Origin of the sequence: Brevibacillus sp. HB1.4B (assembly GCF_013284285.1) — a bacterium.
Taxonomy (GTDB): Bacteria; Bacillota; Bacilli; order Brevibacillales; family Brevibacillaceae; genus Brevibacillus; species Brevibacillus porteri.
The window spans coordinates 30,991-47,855 of sequence record NZ_JABSUT010000017.1; the positions used below are offsets into that span (position 1 = coordinate 30,991).

The window sequence follows — 16,865 nt, forward strand, 5'->3', positions numbered from 1 at the left end:
TCTTACGATAGAGTTTACGCTTGTTTGTGTTCGAGAAGATGGTTTGCTCCATCTGGTGTAACTTCGGCCGAATCCCACTTGATTCGTGTACATCCCCATGCAGCGAGCAGAAGGATGACAGATGCGATCAGAAATACCGTAATCAACGAAGTCATCTGCATGAGCGGACCTGCAACAAAGGAACCGATCATCATGAGTCCGACCATGAGCGGTGAAATCGTTCCATTCACTCGTCCGATATACGCTTCATCCACGAGCTTGATCATGAACATACCGATCACGATCTGTAAAAATGCCATCCCAATTCCAGTGAAAAAGCGCATCGCTGCGGTGACGTATACCCAAACAGAGAGAACTTCTACCGCGACGGAAAGAGCGAAGAAAATCAATCCACCTGTAATGACCCAACGACCATTCAGGCGATCCAGGTAAATGGAAGCCAAAATACCGCCCAACAGCATACCCAATCCGTCTAATGCGGTAAACCATTGAATGGCTTCCTTGGAGAGTAATAGACGATCCGTGATAACAAATACCTCCAGCGAATTGATAAGACCCGAGGATAGTCCCAGACACGCAAAGGTAACGGCAAGCCCGCGTAAGGCTGGGCGCTTTTTTACATAGGCAAAACCTGCTTTAATCTCAGAAAGGAGAGTTCCGTCTTCCTCTGTTGCACTGGCAGTTGAGGTAGGGAGTGTCAAAAGGATCAGTGCCGAGACGAAGAAGAGGCCGGCCATCGTTAACAGGGAAGGGTAGATGCCCCAATGTTCAAAGAAGAAGGTACCGACGATTGGGCCAACCAGAAGAAAAATTGAACCCGTACTTTGTGAAATAGACACAGCTGCTGCAACTTGCTCATCAGGAATATGACGCTTCATCATCTTGGCAGAGGAAGGCTGGGAGAACTGCGACACGACAGCTGAGATAAATGTCGCAAAGAATACAGCGATCCACATCCCTTGCCAGAGCAAATACACGATGACTAAAACAGAGAGGGCGCTCAACAGGTTCCCGGCTATCATCGTTCGCTTCGGATTCCAGCGATCAGCTAATGCTCCGCCAATAATCGAAAAAACCAAGATCGGCGCAAGTTCGATAGCGGTCAAAAGCGATACGGCAGTTGGATTGTTGCCGCTCGTCTCCATCACATAGTAGAGCAAGGCCATGTTTCGGATCCATATACCGATATTTTCTAATGTATCACTGATAAAGACAGTGAGAAAAACTTTGTTTCCCCAAAGACCTTTCATAGGTCATTTCACTCCCAAAAAGTTATACCGAACGTCCGGTCTAATAAAAGTTGAAAAAAATGCTACTTGGCAGCAATGCCATGCAGCAAAACGTCAATGCTCCTTTTCAGCAGAGCATAAAGACGCTCGTCTTCCATTTGATAACCCACGTTAATGATTCCGTTCATCAGCCCTTCCAGTATCATCGCCATTTCTTCGGGATCGCATGGGGCGAACTCGCCTCGGTCGATTCCTTCTTGGAAGAGGGAAGTATAGAGGGTATACGTGGAGCCGAGCATTTCTAGCACTTGTTCCAAAATGACTGGATCTGCTAGCTGGCTACCGGAGAACTCTTCGCCCGCTTTTTTTAGAGGGTGGGACAAATAATCCTCCAAGAAAAAAACAGCTAAGCCGTACAGTTTATCGATAGATGTCTCGAATTCTTTTTCTTTTTCCTGCCACAGATATTCCCATTCGTTGTACTGTTTTTCAAGCAAATACAGGAACAACTGCTCCTTGTTTTTGAAGTGGTAATAGAGGCTGCCCTTACTCGCTCCAGTTGCTTGGCAAATGTCCTCAATGGAAGTGGCTGAATAGCCTTTCTGAGAAAATAACTCGGTGGCTTTCTCTACGATATGTTGCTTGGTTTTCTCCCCATCGAGACGACGCTTTGACATTTTACAAATGCTCCTTCTCCTAGACTGAACGTTCGGTTTAGTTTTAGTTTATTCGATTTGACAGGGAAGCGCAAGTATTCGATTGAGAAGAAGAGACAGAGGGAAAAATGATAGAGGTATTTCAAAAAGTCGTCTTTTGATCACGGAGTCGTCCTGAAAGTCTATTCGGCGTCGAAAGAGGTGTTCACCTTCAAAGTCCGGTGCTCATGTAGGTTCCCTACATTCCGCTCCTCCTTTTTCAGGTTCACACCACTTTCTTGGTGCTGAAAAGACGACTTTTTGAACAAGCAATGAAAGGAAGCGAGAGAAGGGCGGGATTACCTTGCAAATCGGTTGTCATGTCAGTATTCGTCATGGGTATGAGGAGGCAGCGAGAACTGCATACAAAGAAGGAGCGTTATCCTTTCAATTTTTCCCGAAAAGCCCGCGAAGCCTAGGTGTCAAGCAATTCGATGCCCGGGACGCAGAGCGATGTCGCGCTTTTTGTCAGCAAAACGGCATGCTGTCGATTGCCCATACGCCATACCCGGTGAATCTTTGCGTCGAGGAGCAGGAGCTTTTCGCTGTTACAGTGGGCTCCGTACGAAATGACCTTGAAATTGCCGAAGCTTGTGGAGCGTTGGGCGTGGTCGTTCATTTTGGCCAGTATAAAGGCGCTGATGTACTTACCGGTTACAAAATCATGATCCAGATGGTCAATCAAATACTGGATGGCTGGGATGGAAAGGCCCAGCTGTTAATCGAAAACAATGCAGGACAAGGCAATCGCATGGGCACAACAATTGAAGAGCTCACGCAGGTTCGACAATTGTTTGCTGAGCCACAGAAGGTAGGCTTTTGCCTGGATACGTGTCATGCATTTGCCAGTGGATTGTGGAAAGGGAATGATTGGGGGGAAGTAGCCGATCGGATGCGAGAGCTCGATTATTTTACGAGCTTGCGTGCCGTTCATCTGAACGATTCCGTTTATCCGAGTGGTTCCTTTCGAGACCGACATGCTTCCATCGGAAAAGGGATGATTGGTGATGCAGCCATTGCGGCTTTCTTACAAACACCCGAATTGCAAGGACTTCCCATCGTTCTGGAAACGGCGAGAGGCTCAGAAGGAGTCCATAGCGAAGAAATCAAACATGTTCGTCTACTTAGAGACAATTGGCAGGGCTGACCATGTTGTGGTAGAGTGTGAAATGATGTGTTCAACACGGGAGGGGTACCTATGAAAAAGCGTATTAAGGTGACGATTGCGGATTTTACTCATCTTACAGAAAACTTGAATAACCCGGAGGAGCTCGCTCTGTACGAAGCGGCGAACGGAAATACATACGATGCTGAAATCGAGCATGATGGATATGCGATTGTGGATGTGACAGACGAGGATTACATCGAGCTGGCTCCGGGAGAGTATCAGCTGATGATCGAGGAGTGGACAAACGCCGGACAAATCGGCGAGTGGACACTGCAAACCATGTCTGACCCAGCAGATGACAAGGCTTTGCTGTACCGCACAGTGGACAAGGCTGGAACAGAAATCCAAGCACCGCAATCACTGCCGAAGCAAGTCGTCGAGCTGGTTGCCAATACGTGGTTTGGCAAAAAAGCAAAGAAGATTGAAGAGTAATCCAAGAATGAAAAGGAGCGCTGCGAGATAGCGCTCCTTTTTTATATACCAATCTAAAAAGATAAAGATGATCATTTTTAAAGGTATCGATGAACCAACAATGCTGGTGAGAAGAAAAAGCGCAGGACTCGCAGACCTTGACAACGCCTACCCAGTCGGAACTTAAAAAAGGGGACCACGCTTGTCGAACACTTCTTCCTTGGGAATCTTCCGTCCGTAGGGTGGCTTTGGCTCGACGGTCCCCTTTTTTAAGTGGAGACGGACAGTCAATCCCGCTTGAGGGCGTGTCAGAGTCGAAGAGAACTGCGCTTTTTCTTCTCCTCCACTATGTTGACTCAGTGTTTAACTAAGTTTCCCAATCACTCATCCTCAAAATCAAGTTGAATCCCATACTTTTTAATCCGACGCATGAGAAGAGACTGGGTAATGCCGAGGGCCGCTGCTGTTTTGCGAGTCGTTTTATGCGTGCGCAATGCTTGCAGAATAAATTCCATCTCAATTTTCTCCATCCGCTCTGTAAGAGAAAGAGAACCGAGTGAAAGAATCCCTTCCTCCAGCTCACGAATACTCCGCAGTTCTTCTGGCAAATCACTGACTTGGATTTCATCCAGCTTGGACGTAATCACGATCCGCTCTACCAAATTTTCCAACTCCCGCACATTCCCAGGCCATTCGTATTGATGCAAAACATCCAGCGCTTCCGGGGAAAAACGACGTTTCTGGTTATGCTTGCTATTGAATCGCTGTAAATTGTGGTGGAGTAAAGGGAAAATATCGTCCTTTCTCTCCCGTAATGGCGGAACATTGATTGGCAAAATATTTAGGCGATAGTACAGGTCGTGCCTGAATTTGCCCAACCGCACGAGTTCCTGAAGGTTGGCATTCGTTGCCGTTATGATGCGGATGTCAGCTGTGTATGTTTTGGTGCCGCCGATCGGCATAAATGTTTTGTTTTGCAAAAGCAGCAATAATTTCGATTGCAAGTGGTAGGGAAGCTCGCTGATTTCATCCAAGAAAAGCGTCCCTTTGTCCGCCATTTTCACTAATCCGATTTTCCCCGAGTGACTCGCCCCCGTAAATGCCCCTTTGTGGTAGCCGAACAGCTCTGACTCGATCAAGGTTTCGGGAATGGCGCTACAGTTGACGTGGACGAACGGCCCGCTTCTTCGTCCGCTCAACTGGTGGATTTGCTCCGCAAGATAGCTTTTTCCTACGCCTGTTTCACCCGTAATAAACACAGTTGTGTCGACAGGGGCTGCTTTTTTCATTAATTCCAACAGGGCGAGATAGGAACGACTGTTGCCAATCATGGTTTGAGAAGAGCTCTGGCTCGCTTCCCACTTCATGAGCTGAATCTCTTCGCTGTACCGCTTAAGCAAAGCGACCGTCTCTTCCAGCTGCGAACTGGCACGGGCTGCCTCTGTGATATCACGTGAGTGGGAAACGATCAGCTCCGGTCTCCCATCCTCATCCGGGATGATATGCCCGGTCACCAGGAACTTCCCTTTACTATTGACGAGTTGAATGGTTGTGGTCGGTTTTCCCGTTTCTAAAACCAAGCGGGTAACTGAAGGACTGAAAATCCCCATTTCTTCGAGGTCGGATACGTTTTGCCCGATGAGTTCGGCTTTTGGTAGACCACACAGGTTTTCACTGGCATTGTTTAACCATAAAGTAGTTCCCTGCGCATCAGCAATGAATATGCCATCTGCCAGTGTGTTCAGGATGTCAATAAAACGATCAACAGAAGACAATGCTAGTATCTCCGCAGCTTTTTCCATGTTGAGTAGCTCCCCGGTTTTTCAACTGATTGTACAAGATCAAATTGATCGTTGTATAGTGAATCGAAATTAAAAATAGTTGAGTCGAAATAGATTCAAGCGAAAAGTTAGACTTTTCCTACTTTTCGATTCGAAAGTGAATCTACTTCGACTCAACCGGAAAGGAATGCTTTTAGCTTGATTGCGTTTTCTTGCCCTTTTAAGGCTTGGCACAAGAATTGCTATTACATAGTTAGACGTAAGCGATTGACCCAAGAATAAGAGATAAGGAAAAGCATGCGATGTTATCAAAACTGGTGACGCACGAACAAGCAGTGGAGCATGTTCTGGATGGCACCCGGCTGATGTATGGCGGATTCGGCACGATTGGTTCCCCAGCACACTTGATTGATGCGATCTTGCACAAAGGCGTGCAAAACTTGACACTCATCGGAATTGATGCGGGGTATCCGGAAATCGGAATCGGAAAGCTGATTAGTCATGGACGGGTGAGGCGGCTGATAACCACACATATTGGCTCCAATCCCGAAGCAGGTCAACGAATGATGGACGGGATGCTGGAAGTGACATTTTGTCCACAAGGAATTTTCGCAGAAAAGATTCGGGCAGGAGGTGTTGGCATTCCGGGAATCGTTGTAGATGCGCATGTGAGAGGAGAGCGAATGGAAGGAGCAGAGCCATTTGCTTTTGCCGGAAGAACTTGTCAGATTGAAGCTGCCCTTACAGCGGAGGTAGGGATCGTCTATGCGAAACAGGCGGATACTTACGGAAACCTCATTTATGACAAGGCGGCAAGAAATCTGAATCCGCTAGTAGCGATGGCCGCAGATATCACGATCGCTGAGGTGGAGGAGATCGTTCCGGCAGGAGAGCTGGACCCGGATAAAATCGTGACGCCTGGCATTTTTGTGGATTATATCGTGGTAAGTGGCGGAGGGAACAGCTAATGGGGTTGGAAGTGGATCAGCGAAATATGGTTGCATGGCGTGCAGCCAAAGAGGTCGCTCCCGGAATGGCAGTGAACTTGGGGATTGGGATACCTGAGCTCGTCGCTGATTTTATCCCGCATGAATGGCAAGTCATGTTTCACTCGGTGAATGGAATCTTGGGAGTCGGACCTACGCCGTTAAAGGGAGAAGAGGACCAGCATATTTCCAACGCAGGTGGAGCACCTGTTACCGTAGTACCGGGGGCATCGTATTTCGACAGCACCATAGCGTATGGCATGATCCGAAGAAGAAAGCTGGATGCAGCGTTTATCGGGGCTTTGCAGGTGAATCGCCGAGGAGATCTGGCAAACTGGATTGTTCCTGGCTCACGCGTTCACGGAATTGGTGGAGGAGCAGAGCTAGCCTATTACGCGAAGAAAGTAATCGTGCTCATGAGCCATGTCAATCAGACAGGGGAGCCCAAAATTCGCAGGGAGTGCACGTTGCCACTGACAGCGAAGGGCTGCGTTGATCTCATTATCACCGAGAGGGCCGTTATCGAGGTCACGCAAAGAGGCTTGCTTTTGACAGAGGTCATGTACCCGTACACCTTGGAAAATGTCATCACGCATACCGGAGCACCTCTAATGATTTCAGAAAATTTACAAATAGTAGAGTAATGAGAATTGTAAGCGTGAACATAAAGAATTGGGGGATGGAACAGATGAAAAAAACATGGAAAACAATCGCAGGAGTCGTATTTTCGTTGTCACTACTTGTAAGCGGATGTAGCCAAGGCGCTTCCACAAACAGTGCGGGAGGTCAAGCGGGTGGGGCTACTGCTGGAAATGCATCGTCCATGACAAAAGAGGCAGGCGTATTTGTATACGCGGCATCAGGTGAATATCAGCCATTCAGCTACTTCAAGGATGGTCAATTGACCGGCTTTGATGTCGAGATCGGTAATGAGATCGCCAAGCGCTTGGGGCTTGAGCCAAAGCCAGTCACGTCGCCTTTTTCCGGTATTATCGCAGGGGTAAAGGAAGGACGCTACGATGCGGCGATTGCCAGCCATGCGATTACAGAAGAGCGGAAGCAGCAGGTTGATTTCGCAGACCCGTACTACTTGTCCGGTGGTCAACTGTTCGTTCGCCCGGATGGGACCATTAGCACGCTGGAAGGATTAAAAGGCAAGGAAGTGGCAGTTGCACTCGGCACTACACATGAAAAGATGGCGCGGGAGTATACGGATAACATCAAAACGTATGACAGTGATGTAACGGCTCTGCGTGCCTTGGAGCAGGGAAAACATGATGTCGTGATTACAGATAGCGTCGTAGGGGAGATTGCCATTGGGCAAGGCTTGAAGCTCAAGAAAAGCGGGTCGCCACTCTCGGAAGTCAAGCATGGAATCGCAGTGCGCAAAGGAAATACGGAATTGCTGAACAAGATCAACGAAGTGCTCAAGCAAATGATGGAAGATGGTACCTACGTCAAATTGAGCGAAAAGTATTTTAATCGCGACATCAGCAAAGCCGAATAGTGAGTTGGTATAACAAGTATATTCCATTACGAGTGAGGGGTGGCATCAAGTGCCCAGTTTTGCCCATCTGACAGAAGAGTTTTTCCGGACATTGCCGTTTTTTTGGAAGCCGTTGCTGCTGACATTTCAGTTGACGATCGCTTCTGTTATCGTAGGCTCGATTATCGGATTGTTTGTCGCTTTGTTAAAGGTATCCAAGCTTCCAGTTGCACGTTTCGTAGCCAATGCGTACATCATGATCATTCGCGGGACACCGCTGATCGTGCAAATATTCGTCTTGTATTTCGGCTTTTACAAAATCATTGACCTCGGTCAATTTTGGTCAGCAGCGCTCGCTCTGGCGATTCACAGCGGAGCCTATATCGCAGAGATTTTCCGGGGTGCTATTCAGTCGATTGATAAAGGACAAATGGAGGCAGGGCTGTCTTTGGGCATGTCCACTCGTCAGACCATGCGTCGAATCATTTTTCCGCAAGCGATGAAAAGATCGATCCCGCCGCTTGGTAACCAGTTTATTTTGTCTTTGAAGGAATCGTCTCTGGCCGCTTTCATTGCCATGGATGAGTTGTTCTCACTGGCCCGCCGCTTGTCTGCGGAAACGTTTGACGAAATGACGTACTTTTTGATTGTGGCGCTTTATTACTTGGTCATTGTCATGGTGTTTACGTTTGTGGTCCACATCATGGAGAAGCGTCTGGCCAAAGGAGAGGCGTAAAGCGGAGGGGAAAGACGATGGAAAAGCAAAGAGAAATGATACGCGTGCAAAATTTGAAGAAAAGCTTCGGAAAAGTGGAAGTTCTCAAGGATGTTACCTTGCAAGTCGGAAAGGGCGAGGTCGTCGTCTTGATCGGTGCCAGTGGATCGGGGAAAAGCACATTGATTCGATGCATTAATTTTCTGGAGATCAAGGACGGCGGAGAGATCTATATCGAAGGGAAAAGCATCGACCCGAAAAAAGATGAATTGACCAAAGTACGGCAAAAGGTAGGCATGGTGTTCCAGCACTTCAATCTGTTTCCGCATAAAACGGTACTGGAAAACATCATGGAGGCACCGCTGATTGCTAAGAAAGCGGACAAGGAAGAAACGAAGCAGGAAGCGCTCCGGCTGCTGCAAAAGGTAGGTCTTTCTGAAAAAGCAGACGCCTACCCGTCCAGCCTCTCCGGTGGACAAAAGCAACGCGTGGCAATTGCTCGTTCGCTGGCGATGAAGCCTGAGATCATGCTTTTCGACGAACCAACCTCAGCGCTTGACCCAGAGCTGGTAGGGGAAGTGCTAGAGACAATGAAGCAGCTCGCGCAAGAAGGAATGACGATGATTATTGTGACGCACGAAATGGGGTTCGCCAAGGAAGTGGCCGATTGGGTTGCGTTTATGAATCAAGGCAAGATCATCGAGATGGCTAGACCCCAAGAAATTTTCAACAACCCGAAAGAAGAGCGCACGAGAGAATTTTTGAACCGTGTACTGTAATGACAGAAAACGAAAGGGAGCTGTGGCATGAAAGATGTGGTCATAGTCGCGGGTGTGCGCAGTGCAGTGGGTGCATTCGGGAAGAGCCTACGTGACGTACCGGCAACAGAGCTGGGGCGGCAAGTGTTGGAAGGCTTGATGAATAAGGTTGATTTGCCGAAGGAACAAGTCAATGAAGTGATTTTTGGCAATGGTTACGTACATGGGGGAGGACTCAATGCTGCACGTATCAGCTCGCAGCTGGCGGGATTTCCACGCAATGTCTATGGTCACATCGTCATCAAAGCATGTGGTTCAGGATTGAAGGCGATTGGCAACGGTGCGCTAGCCATAGCAGCAGGTCAAGAGGATGTGGTGATTGCGGGGGGAGTGGAGTCCATGAGCAATGTTCCCTACCTCGTGAAGAACCGCTGGGGCAGCAAATTTGGCAATTTGTCCATGGAGGACGCTCTCTTATCCGATGGCTTGATCTGCTCGTTGACTGGTGAGCATATGGGCATGACCGCAGAACGGCTGGCTGTACAGTACGGTATTTCCCGTGAGGAGCAGGATCGTTATGCCTACGAGAGTCACGTAAGAGCAGCGGCAGCAATCGAAGCGGGTACGTTCGAGAGTGAGATCGTACCGATTGAAATCAAGGATCGCAAAGGCACCCGCGTATTTGCGCAAGATGAATCCGTTCGCCATGATATCAAGCTGGAAGAGCTGGCTAAGCTGAAAAGTGTTTTTCAAAATGAAGGAACCATCACTGCCGGAAATGCGTGTCCGATGAATGACGGCGCAGCCGCTGTATTGATGATGTCTCGTGAAAAGGCGGAGGAAGCGGGTTTGACTCCGCTCGTGAAAATCAAGGCTTTTGCAAGCGCAGGCGTCGAACCTGGGGTGATGGGAATCGGACCAGTGCCCGCCACGCAGAAGGTTCTGGAGAAAGCGGGATTGACGCAGGGTGACATTGGACTCATCGAATTGAACGAGGCATTTGCCGCCCAGGCTTTGTCTGTAATCAAATGCCTGGAGCTGGACACGAGCAAGGTGAATGTCAATGGAGGCGCGATTGCCTTGGGTCACCCTGTGGGAGCTACTGGTGCTAAACTGACAGTGACGTTGATGAACGAAATGATGCGCAGACGAGAGAAGTATGGCATGGTGACGCTATGCATGGCAGGTGGCATGGGGATGTCAGTGATCTATGAAAATTTGACGATGTAAAATTCTCATGTGCATATGAAAAAGCCCCGAACATTGATATGTCGGGGCTTTTTGCCATGAAAGTGTGATCGCTTATTAGGGGACCTATTGTTCGTGTAAGTATTTTCGCAATGTGGCCGCTACTTCTGTTGGGTTTTCCAGCTGTACAATGACATGCTGATATTTAACATGACCCTCTACTTCTAGAATCAACAACGAATCAGTCTGGGCAAAAGAAAGGAAGTACCATTCATTTCCATGCTGAAAGCTTCCTTCATATATGTTCAATGGAGCTATAGACGTCCCTGGCATGCGCAACATCCATTTTGGCGGAACAAAAGAACCGACCTCGACATGCTTGATCGATTGATACGGTAACGTGATGGTGCTCTTCAAGGCTAAGAAGGTATGCAAGCCAGTGAGACGCAAGGTAAAATCCGTCTTTCCAAAATGTACACGTCTTCCCATCGTTGATCACCTCATTCATCTGCCATCGTTTCATTATCTCACAGATGAATGATGATGACACGGGACTATCAAAAAAGCCGGAGCTTCCCCGCAAGAGGAAGGCAACCGGCTTTTCGTATTCTTTCTTACATTTCTTCTGGAGCAGCCAAACCGAGCAGACGCAGACCTTCCTTTAGTACAGCAACGACTGCTGCTACGAGCTGGAGACGGGATGCTTTCACATCTTCTTCTTCAGCCAGGATGCGTACATTCGCATAGAACTTGTTGAACGTTTGCGCTAGGTCGATTACATACTTGCCGATTTGCGACGGATCGAAGTTATCGGCAGCACGTTCGATTACCTCTGGGAACGCGTTCAAGAGGGTAATCACTGCCCAAGCCTCTTTGCTGTCAAGTGCACCGGAAGCCAGGTTCACTGTCGTTGCTGGCTGGTAGCCACCTCTGCGCAAGAGTGAGCATGCACGAGCGTGTGCGTATTGCACGTATGGTCCTGTTTCCCCTTCGAAGGTCAGCATCTCTTCCCAGGAGAAGTTGACATCATTCAGGCGGAAGTTTTTCAAGTCATGGAAAATAACTGCGCCTACCCCGACTTGACGAGCCACCTCTTCTTTATTGGATAACGTAGGGTTTTTCTCTTCGATGACTTTTTGGACATCAGAAATGGCCTGTGCCAACACTTCTTCCAAGAGAACCACTTTCCCTTTACGCGTGGACATTTTCTTGCCGTCCTTGAGCATCATGCCGAATGGGATGTGGTGCATATTTGCGGACCAAGCATAGCCCATTTTTTCCAACACTTTATAGAGCTGCTGGAAGTGGAGGCGTTGCTCGTTCCCTACGACATAGAGTGCTTTTGCAAAATCGTACGATTCGTGGCGGAAGAGGGCAGCAGCCAAATCACGCGTAGCGTACAGGGTAGCGCCGTCTGATTTTTTGATCAGGCATGGCGGCATGTTGTATTCATCGAGGTTCACGACCATCGCACCGTCGGATTCAGTCAAGAGACCTTTTTCCTCGAGCAACGTAACAACGCGATCCATTTTGTCGTTGTAGAATGCTTCACCGTGTGTGGAGTCGAAGGCTACGTTCATCAGGTCGTAGATCTTCATGAATTCCTTGAGGGACTCATCACGGAACCATTTCCACAGATGCTGTGCTTCTTCGTCGCCATCCTCGAGCTTTTTGAACCATTCACGGCCTTGGTCTTCCAGCGTAGAATCGTTTTCGACTTCTTCGTGGAAGCGAACGTAGAGGCTGAGCAGCTCCTTGATTGGTTCTGCTTTTACCTTTGCTTCGTCACCCCAGAGGCGGTACGCAACGATCAGTTTACCGAACTGCGTACCCCAGTCACCCAAGTGATTGATGCGCACTGGCTCGTAGCCTTGCTTTTCCATGATGTTGGCAATCGCGTTTCCGATTACAGTAGAGCGCAGATGCCCCATGGAAAACGGCTTGGCGATATTCGGTGAGGAGAGGTCGATTGGTACTTTGCGTCCTTGACCGACATTGCTGCTTCCATATGTGCTGCCTTGCGTAATGATGGTTCCGATTACTTGCTCTGCCACATTTTCTTGGTCCAGGAACAGGTTCACATACGGTCCAACTGCTTGTGATTCACGCAATGGTGCACCGGAGAGCTGTCCAGCCAGCTCTGCTGCGATCATCGGTGGGGCTTTGCGCAATGCTTTTGCCAATTGGAAGCAAGGGAAGGCCACATCGCCCATTGCAGGGTTTGGTGGTGTTTCCAGCATGCCGTATACGGCTTCTTTTGTCAGTGTGTCTACGCCCATCGAGGAGAGCGTAGCGGCAATCTTTTCAGCGACTTGGTGTTTGTAGCTCATCTAAAATTTCTACTCCTTTCAAATAAAAAAACCTCTACGTCTCCTGTGAAAAAGAGACGAGAGGTTATACTCCCGCGGTGCCACTCTTGTTGTTTTTCCCTTCCAGTAAACTTGGAAGACAAAAACCGCTTGACCTGCTGTAACGGGCAGTCCCGGCATAGCCCTACACGATCCGTTGCCCATATTGACTGGCGTAGGATGTTCAGGCCGCATCTCCGAGGGGCGTTTCCTCACATGGTTTGGCATCGGGCTCACACCGTCCCCGACTCGCTACAGCCTCGCACAAGGAGTACTTTCCTCATCAACGATTCGTTTGTTTCTCTAGAATTATAGCTGTTTTAACCGTCAGGATGCAACTCACTGTTCCGGTTTTTGCAAAATCTTATCTAATTCCGCGAAATATTGTTTGGTCAGCTCTTCTCTTTCTTCCGCGCTGAGGTTATCCGCGTTCATCATTTGCTCTTTGTACTGTTCCAGCTTTTCGAGCATGGCCAGCTCGGCAGCAGCGGCATCGTCCAGATCGTAATTTTCCGATGGATCGAACGGGATCAATCGATTGTCATTCCCACTGCGCAAATAAGCGGAGCGCCAGTTCTCCGGAAACTGGTAAGGCTGTTCGCCAAACATAATCGCTAAAATATCGTCGGATTCAATCGGCAGGAAGTGATCGTAATCGTCTCTTCTGCCTCCCTCGGACAAGTTAATGTGGGACAAAAAATAGTGGAGATAATGTTCCCCAGTTTCGGTATTCTTAACGATGGAATACGTTTCAAATTCGGATTTGGATAGTTCTTTTATGGTCTCTAAACAGGACAGAAATTTGTCTTTTTCACGTGCTTGCAAGTCAGCCATGTCATCTCGTTCCTTTCGCTCTACAATAAGCCTCATGATAGCAAAAGCAATGTGCTCTGACAATGAAAGCAACGCAACGGAGTGCAGCAGTGGAAGCAGGGAAAAGGATGATTGATAAAACAATTGGATAATCTTGTCACAAAAATAAGCCAGCTGGATCAAATACATATCAACACGAAACAAGGAGGTGAACAGCGCGTGAATGCAAGTGCCAAAAGTAGCGAAGCGGACTGGACGCTGCAACTGACCAACGAGGAGAAGCTGACGAGACTCATGAGCGAGTACGGAGACAACATCGTGCAGCTCGCCTACTTGATCGTCAAGGACCGGGGAATCGCGGAAGACATTACCCAGGAAGTGTTCCTGAAGGCGTATCGGGGTCTGGATCAGTTCCGCCATCAGAGTAGCGTAAAAACGTGGCTTTACCGAATTGCGATCAACGAGTCCCGCAAATATTTGCGTTCGTGGTCCTTTCGCCAGATTTTTTCTACATACCTCTCCAAAGAGGAAGCACCCCCGGAGAAGGCCGACACCGCAAACGTTGAAGCGGCAGTCATCGGACGAATGAGCAAGGTACAGGTAGCGGAGCAGGTGATGAAGCTCTCGCCGCTGTACCGAAAAGTCATGGTACTTCATTACTATGAAGATTTGTCGATAAGAGAGATTGCGCAAGTGTTGGATATTTCAGAAGATGCCGTACGAACCCAATTGTCACGGGCCCGAAAACATTTTAAGGCATTGTGTGAAAAGGAGGGATTGGAATGGATGTAGATAAGCAAATTCGCGAAGTGGTACGGAGTGCAAGTGAGAAATCTGTGGAGGAAGTGAGGTTTACAAAAGAAATGGAATCGCGGATCAGAGATGCGATTGCACGAGATAAACACAAGAATCGGAACAGGATATTCATGGCTGGCTCCTTGGTAGCTTGCTTGGCGGTAACAGCCGTGGGCTTGCAGCAACAAGGTTGGTTTTCACAGATGCCCAGTGGAAAAAATGTAACGAATGCGGTCGCAACGACTGCAAGGGATAAAAAGAAAACGGAGGCCAATCAGAACAACGTAAAGGTGTCGCCGGAAGAGGCTGTTTTACCATTGAAAAAGGTGATTCCAGCTTTGAGCAAGATGACAATCAGGGTGGATCGTACAAGCCATGGAATCAGTGACTTAATGTTACTGGAAGGCGATAATGCGCGTGCCAATGTTGCTTATGATATACAGACAGGACAAATTGAGAGCTTTACAATTGATGGTGATCGAGGAGAACAGAAGGAAGAGAAATTGCCATCAGCCAAGACTGCGGAGAAAGCAGCAAGCGCATTTCTTCAAGCTTTTTTGGAGGAGGAAAGTAAGACCTATCAGCTCGTCGAGACTCAGATCTATACGGACGAGTATAAGGTAAAAGGCCCATGGATGAGCGTGAATTATCAACGTATGGAAAACGGCCAGCCCGTTCCGTTCGACGTATTGTCGGTTGGAATTGACGAACGTGAGCAAGTCGCGTTTTTCGGGCGATTGAATACGAGTGAACAAGCTTTTTTCACCAAGCTGACAGATACCGTGCCCGATTTGAACCCCTCCCTTCTTCTTTTGGATAAAGAAAAGAACCACGATGGCATGTCATTCATCTTGGGGAAAACGAACAAAGAGGGGCATAAAGTTTCTCTTGTGATCACTGGCAATGGTCAAGCATTGGAATGGTATAGCCTTCTGTTGAAGGATGAAAAGGAAGCAGCGAGCCAGAAAAGAGCAGAAGGAGCAAAAGCATTGGAGCAAGAGCGACAGTTCCTGAACAAGCTGCTCGGGGCTGATAGCGAGAACTATCGGTTGTTGGACGCCAACCATCCGGGATTGTACCTGAGATACTATAACGGGATGCCGGTGTTGTCTGATGAAATAAGCATCGAAACAACCGACTCTGGCCACCTCGAATATTTCAGTAAGGACCTCGAATCATTTGAGCCGTCGCAGTACCCGGATGTATCGACTGCTGTGTCAGAAGAGGTAGCCATCAAAGAGCTGAGCGAGCATATGAAGCTTCGGTACGTGCAGAATCCGAGAATACAGCCACAATCAAAACAAGGGGATATGTGGCAGCCCATTCTGGAGTACACACCAGCTGTTTCCTTCATGCAAAGAGGACGTGAAGATGGTCAGGAGTGGTATATCGACGCGACAAATGGCAAGACGGTGTATGGAACGGGAGATAACGGGCTTGCTTATGATCAGTTGAATACGAAGGAAGCCCATCCGATCGAATCTCCAAAGGAATACGTCAAGGTTCGCTCCAAGGATGAGGCAAAAGCGTTGCTTCAAGCGGAATTCGGCATACAAGTGGATGACTCGACCTATAGAGAGAGTAACCGTGACGGACGCAAGGAATACGCCTGGAATGATAAAAATGACAAGTATATCGGCGTAGAAGTCCTTGCAGAAACAGGCAGTGTCGTCGGGCTGGGAACACCTCGTTCCGATACAGCAGTGACTGTCAAACGCGAGCAAGCGGAAGAGGCTGCACTTGCCTTTCTGCCTAAATACGTTGATCCAGGCATAAAAGAAGTGCAATTGGCACAAGTCATACAGCCAGGCGAAACGAATCCTGTGTCATCGGGCGAATGGGAATTCAGATATCTCATGAGCAAGGATGGCATTCCAGTACAGGATCGCGGGCAAAAAGCGGCTTATTCAGTAACAGTCGATCCGTCTTCTGGCAAAGTGACAAAGTTTGAAAACTACAGAGAGACGCACGAGTTGGTGGAGCTTCCAGCATCCGACGAGATCGTCTCGAAAGACAAGGCTGTTGAGGCGTATTTACGCGTCATGCCTTTAAAGCTGGTCTATTTGAGGAGAGATGTGGATGGGCAAAAATTAGCTCAACCAAAGCTGGCGTATGTGCCGTGGAGTGACGAAAAGCTGGCGCTCAAATATATTACTCTGGATGCCGTGACAGGCAAGATCATCACCAAATAACAAGAAAAAAAGGCTATCCCGCAGCCATTCCTGATGGCTTTTGGGATAGCCTTTTTTAAACACTTATCTAACAGTCGTCACACGAACACCCAATAATTACCAACAGGATAAACAGCACGAGCACGATTGCGAAGCAGTCACCGAAGAATCCGTTTCCGCAGAATGATGTACTCATCTTTGTTTCCCCTCCTTTCCGTTATACTCCAGTCTATACACGAATGCGGATATTGGACTGGGCGGATGCCCAGCTTAGGCAAAAATGGGCGCGTAAGAGGAGAGGCTCAGTAAAAAATAGACAAT

General features: G+C 48.3%; 17 protein-coding genes and 1 other annotated feature. Of the genes, 10 read left to right on the forward strand and 7 right to left on the reverse strand.

Features of this window, described 5'->3' with window-relative positions; all coding sequences use genetic code 11:
- Window positions 1-14 precede the first annotated feature (14 nt).
- Together HP398_RS28550 and HP398_RS28555 are read right to left on the reverse strand one after the other, a co-directional pair.
- Window positions 15-1,250, reverse strand: a complete 1,236-nt coding sequence (locus tag HP398_RS28550; protein WP_173624301.1) for an MFS transporter — start codon at window positions 1,248-1,250, stop codon at window positions 15-17.
- Between the two features lie 62 nt (window positions 1,251-1,312).
- Window positions 1,313-1,906, reverse strand: a complete 594-nt coding sequence (locus tag HP398_RS28555) for a TetR/AcrR family transcriptional regulator (protein ID WP_017247866.1) — start codon at window positions 1,904-1,906, stop codon at window positions 1,313-1,315.
- Between the two features lie 322 nt (window positions 1,907-2,228).
- Here HP398_RS28555 and HP398_RS28560 point away from each other — a divergent pair, with 322 nt between their 5' ends.
- Window positions 2,229-3,071, forward strand: coding sequence for a deoxyribonuclease IV (locus HP398_RS28560; RefSeq protein ID WP_173624302.1), 843 nt, complete (start codon window positions 2,229-2,231; stop codon window positions 3,069-3,071).
- A 51-nt stretch (window positions 3,072-3,122) separates the two neighbouring features.
- On the forward strand, window positions 3,123-3,524 hold the full coding sequence (locus tag HP398_RS28565; protein ID WP_017247868.1) for a hypothetical protein: 402 nt from the start codon (window positions 3,123-3,125) through the stop codon (window positions 3,522-3,524).
- 359 nt (window positions 3,525-3,883) lie between these two features.
- Here the strand turns inward: HP398_RS28565 and HP398_RS28570 are convergent, their stop codons facing one another.
- Window positions 3,884-5,305 (reverse strand): sigma-54 interaction domain-containing protein, encoded by a 1,422-nt coding sequence (locus tag HP398_RS28570; RefSeq protein ID WP_173624303.1) that lies wholly within the window; start codon window positions 5,303-5,305, stop codon window positions 3,884-3,886.
- A 281-nt stretch (window positions 5,306-5,586) separates the two neighbouring features.
- On the opposite strand from HP398_RS28570, the gene HP398_RS28575 reads away from it, so the two are divergent.
- The 6 genes from HP398_RS28575 to HP398_RS28600 are packed head-to-tail and all read left to right on the forward strand — an operon-like array spanning window position 5,587 to window position 10,459.
- A complete protein-coding gene (locus HP398_RS28575; protein WP_017247870.1) occupies window positions 5,587-6,252 on the forward strand; it encodes a CoA transferase subunit A in 666 nt (221 codons plus the stop codon).
- Entirely contained in the window at window positions 6,252-6,914 is a 663-nt protein-coding gene (locus HP398_RS28580; protein WP_017247871.1) for a 3-oxoacid CoA-transferase subunit B, read from the forward strand. Before HP398_RS28575 ends, HP398_RS28580 begins: the two co-directional genes overlap by 1 nt.
- Window positions 6,915-6,958: 44 nt before the next feature.
- Window positions 6,959-7,777: an ABC transporter substrate-binding protein gene (locus HP398_RS28585; RefSeq protein ID WP_069852266.1), complete on the forward strand. Its 819-nt coding sequence runs from the start codon at window positions 6,959-6,961 to the stop codon at window positions 7,775-7,777.
- Between the two features lie 49 nt (window positions 7,778-7,826).
- Entirely contained in the window at window positions 7,827-8,492 is a 666-nt protein-coding gene (locus HP398_RS28590) for an amino acid ABC transporter permease (protein ID WP_173624304.1), read from the forward strand.
- A 17-nt stretch (window positions 8,493-8,509) separates the two neighbouring features.
- On the forward strand, window positions 8,510-9,250 hold the full coding sequence (locus tag HP398_RS28595; RefSeq protein ID WP_017247874.1) for an amino acid ABC transporter ATP-binding protein: 741 nt from the start codon (window positions 8,510-8,512) through the stop codon (window positions 9,248-9,250).
- Between the two features lie 27 nt (window positions 9,251-9,277).
- On the forward strand, window positions 9,278-10,459 hold the full coding sequence (locus tag HP398_RS28600; RefSeq protein ID WP_173624305.1) for a thiolase family protein: 1,182 nt from the start codon (window positions 9,278-9,280) through the stop codon (window positions 10,457-10,459).
- 84 nt (window positions 10,460-10,543) lie between these two features.
- On the opposite strand, the gene HP398_RS28605 is transcribed toward HP398_RS28600, so the two are convergent.
- From HP398_RS28605 to HP398_RS28615, 3 genes are all read right to left on the reverse strand, one after another.
- The gene (locus HP398_RS28605) at window positions 10,544-10,906 is read right to left on the reverse strand and encodes a hypothetical protein (protein ID WP_017247876.1); all 363 of its coding nucleotides are present in this window, start codon (window positions 10,904-10,906) and stop codon (window positions 10,544-10,546) included.
- Between the two features lie 125 nt (window positions 10,907-11,031).
- On the reverse strand, window positions 11,032-12,747 hold the full coding sequence (argS, locus tag HP398_RS28610) for an arginine--tRNA ligase (RefSeq protein ID WP_017247877.1): 1,716 nt from the start codon (window positions 12,745-12,747) through the stop codon (window positions 11,032-11,034).
- A gap of 49 nt (window positions 12,748-12,796) precedes the next feature.
- Window positions 12,797-13,061, reverse strand: a binding site (T-box leader).
- A 43-nt stretch (window positions 13,062-13,104) separates the two neighbouring features.
- Window positions 13,105-13,782 carry a hypothetical protein gene (locus tag HP398_RS28615; protein ID WP_238144707.1) on the reverse strand — a complete coding sequence of 226 codons (678 nt, stop codon included), beginning with the start codon at window positions 13,780-13,782 and terminating at the stop codon, window positions 13,105-13,107.
- 15 nt (window positions 13,783-13,797) lie between these two features.
- Here HP398_RS28615 and HP398_RS28620 point away from each other — a divergent pair, with 15 nt between their 5' ends.
- Entirely contained in the window at window positions 13,798-14,370 is a 573-nt protein-coding gene (locus HP398_RS28620; protein WP_017247879.1) for a sigma-70 family RNA polymerase sigma factor, read from the forward strand.
- Entirely contained in the window at window positions 14,361-16,565 is a 2,205-nt protein-coding gene (locus HP398_RS28625; RefSeq protein ID WP_173624306.1) for a YcdB/YcdC domain-containing protein, read from the forward strand. Before HP398_RS28620 ends, HP398_RS28625 begins: the two co-directional genes overlap by 10 nt.
- A gap of 67 nt (window positions 16,566-16,632) precedes the next feature.
- On the opposite strand, the gene HP398_RS28630 is transcribed toward HP398_RS28625, so the two are convergent.
- Window positions 16,633-16,740 carry a YjcZ family sporulation protein gene (locus HP398_RS28630; protein ID WP_007724452.1) on the reverse strand — a complete coding sequence of 36 codons (108 nt, stop codon included), beginning with the start codon at window positions 16,738-16,740 and terminating at the stop codon, window positions 16,633-16,635.
- Window positions 16,741-16,865: the final 125 nt, after the last annotated feature.

Coding starts and splice junctions, on each gene's coding strand:
- HP398_RS28595 (WP_017247874.1), top strand. CDS start 8,510: ATGGAAAAGCAAAGAGAAATGATACGCGTGCAAAATTTGAAGAAAAGC.
- argS (WP_017247877.1), bottom strand. CDS start 12,747: ATGAGCTACAAACACCAAGTCGCTGAAAAGATTGCCGCTACGCTCTCC.
- HP398_RS28625 (WP_173624306.1), top strand. CDS start 14,361: ATGGATGTAGATAAGCAAATTCGCGAAGTGGTACGGAGTGCAAGTGAG.
- HP398_RS28575 (WP_017247870.1), top strand. CDS start 5,587: ATGTTATCAAAACTGGTGACGCACGAACAAGCAGTGGAGCATGTTCTG.
- HP398_RS28565 (WP_017247868.1), top strand. CDS start 3,123: ATGAAAAAGCGTATTAAGGTGACGATTGCGGATTTTACTCATCTTACA.
- HP398_RS28580 (WP_017247871.1), top strand. CDS start 6,252: ATGGGGTTGGAAGTGGATCAGCGAAATATGGTTGCATGGCGTGCAGCC.
- HP398_RS28605 (WP_017247876.1), bottom strand. CDS start 10,906: ATGGGAAGACGTGTACATTTTGGAAAGACGGATTTTACCTTGCGTCTC.
- HP398_RS28630 (WP_007724452.1), bottom strand. CDS start 16,740: ATGAGTACATCATTCTGCGGAAACGGATTCTTCGGTGACTGCTTCGCA.
- HP398_RS28570 (WP_173624303.1), bottom strand. CDS start 5,305: ATGGAAAAAGCTGCGGAGATACTAGCATTGTCTTCTGTTGATCGTTTT.
- HP398_RS28550 (WP_173624301.1), bottom strand. CDS start 1,250: ATGAAAGGTCTTTGGGGAAACAAAGTTTTTCTCACTGTCTTTATCAGT.
- HP398_RS28555 (WP_017247866.1), bottom strand. CDS start 1,906: ATGTCAAAGCGTCGTCTCGATGGGGAGAAAACCAAGCAACATATCGTA.
- HP398_RS28585 (WP_069852266.1), top strand. CDS start 6,959: ATGAAAAAAACATGGAAAACAATCGCAGGAGTCGTATTTTCGTTGTCA.
- HP398_RS28600 (WP_173624305.1), top strand. CDS start 9,278: ATGAAAGATGTGGTCATAGTCGCGGGTGTGCGCAGTGCAGTGGGTGCA.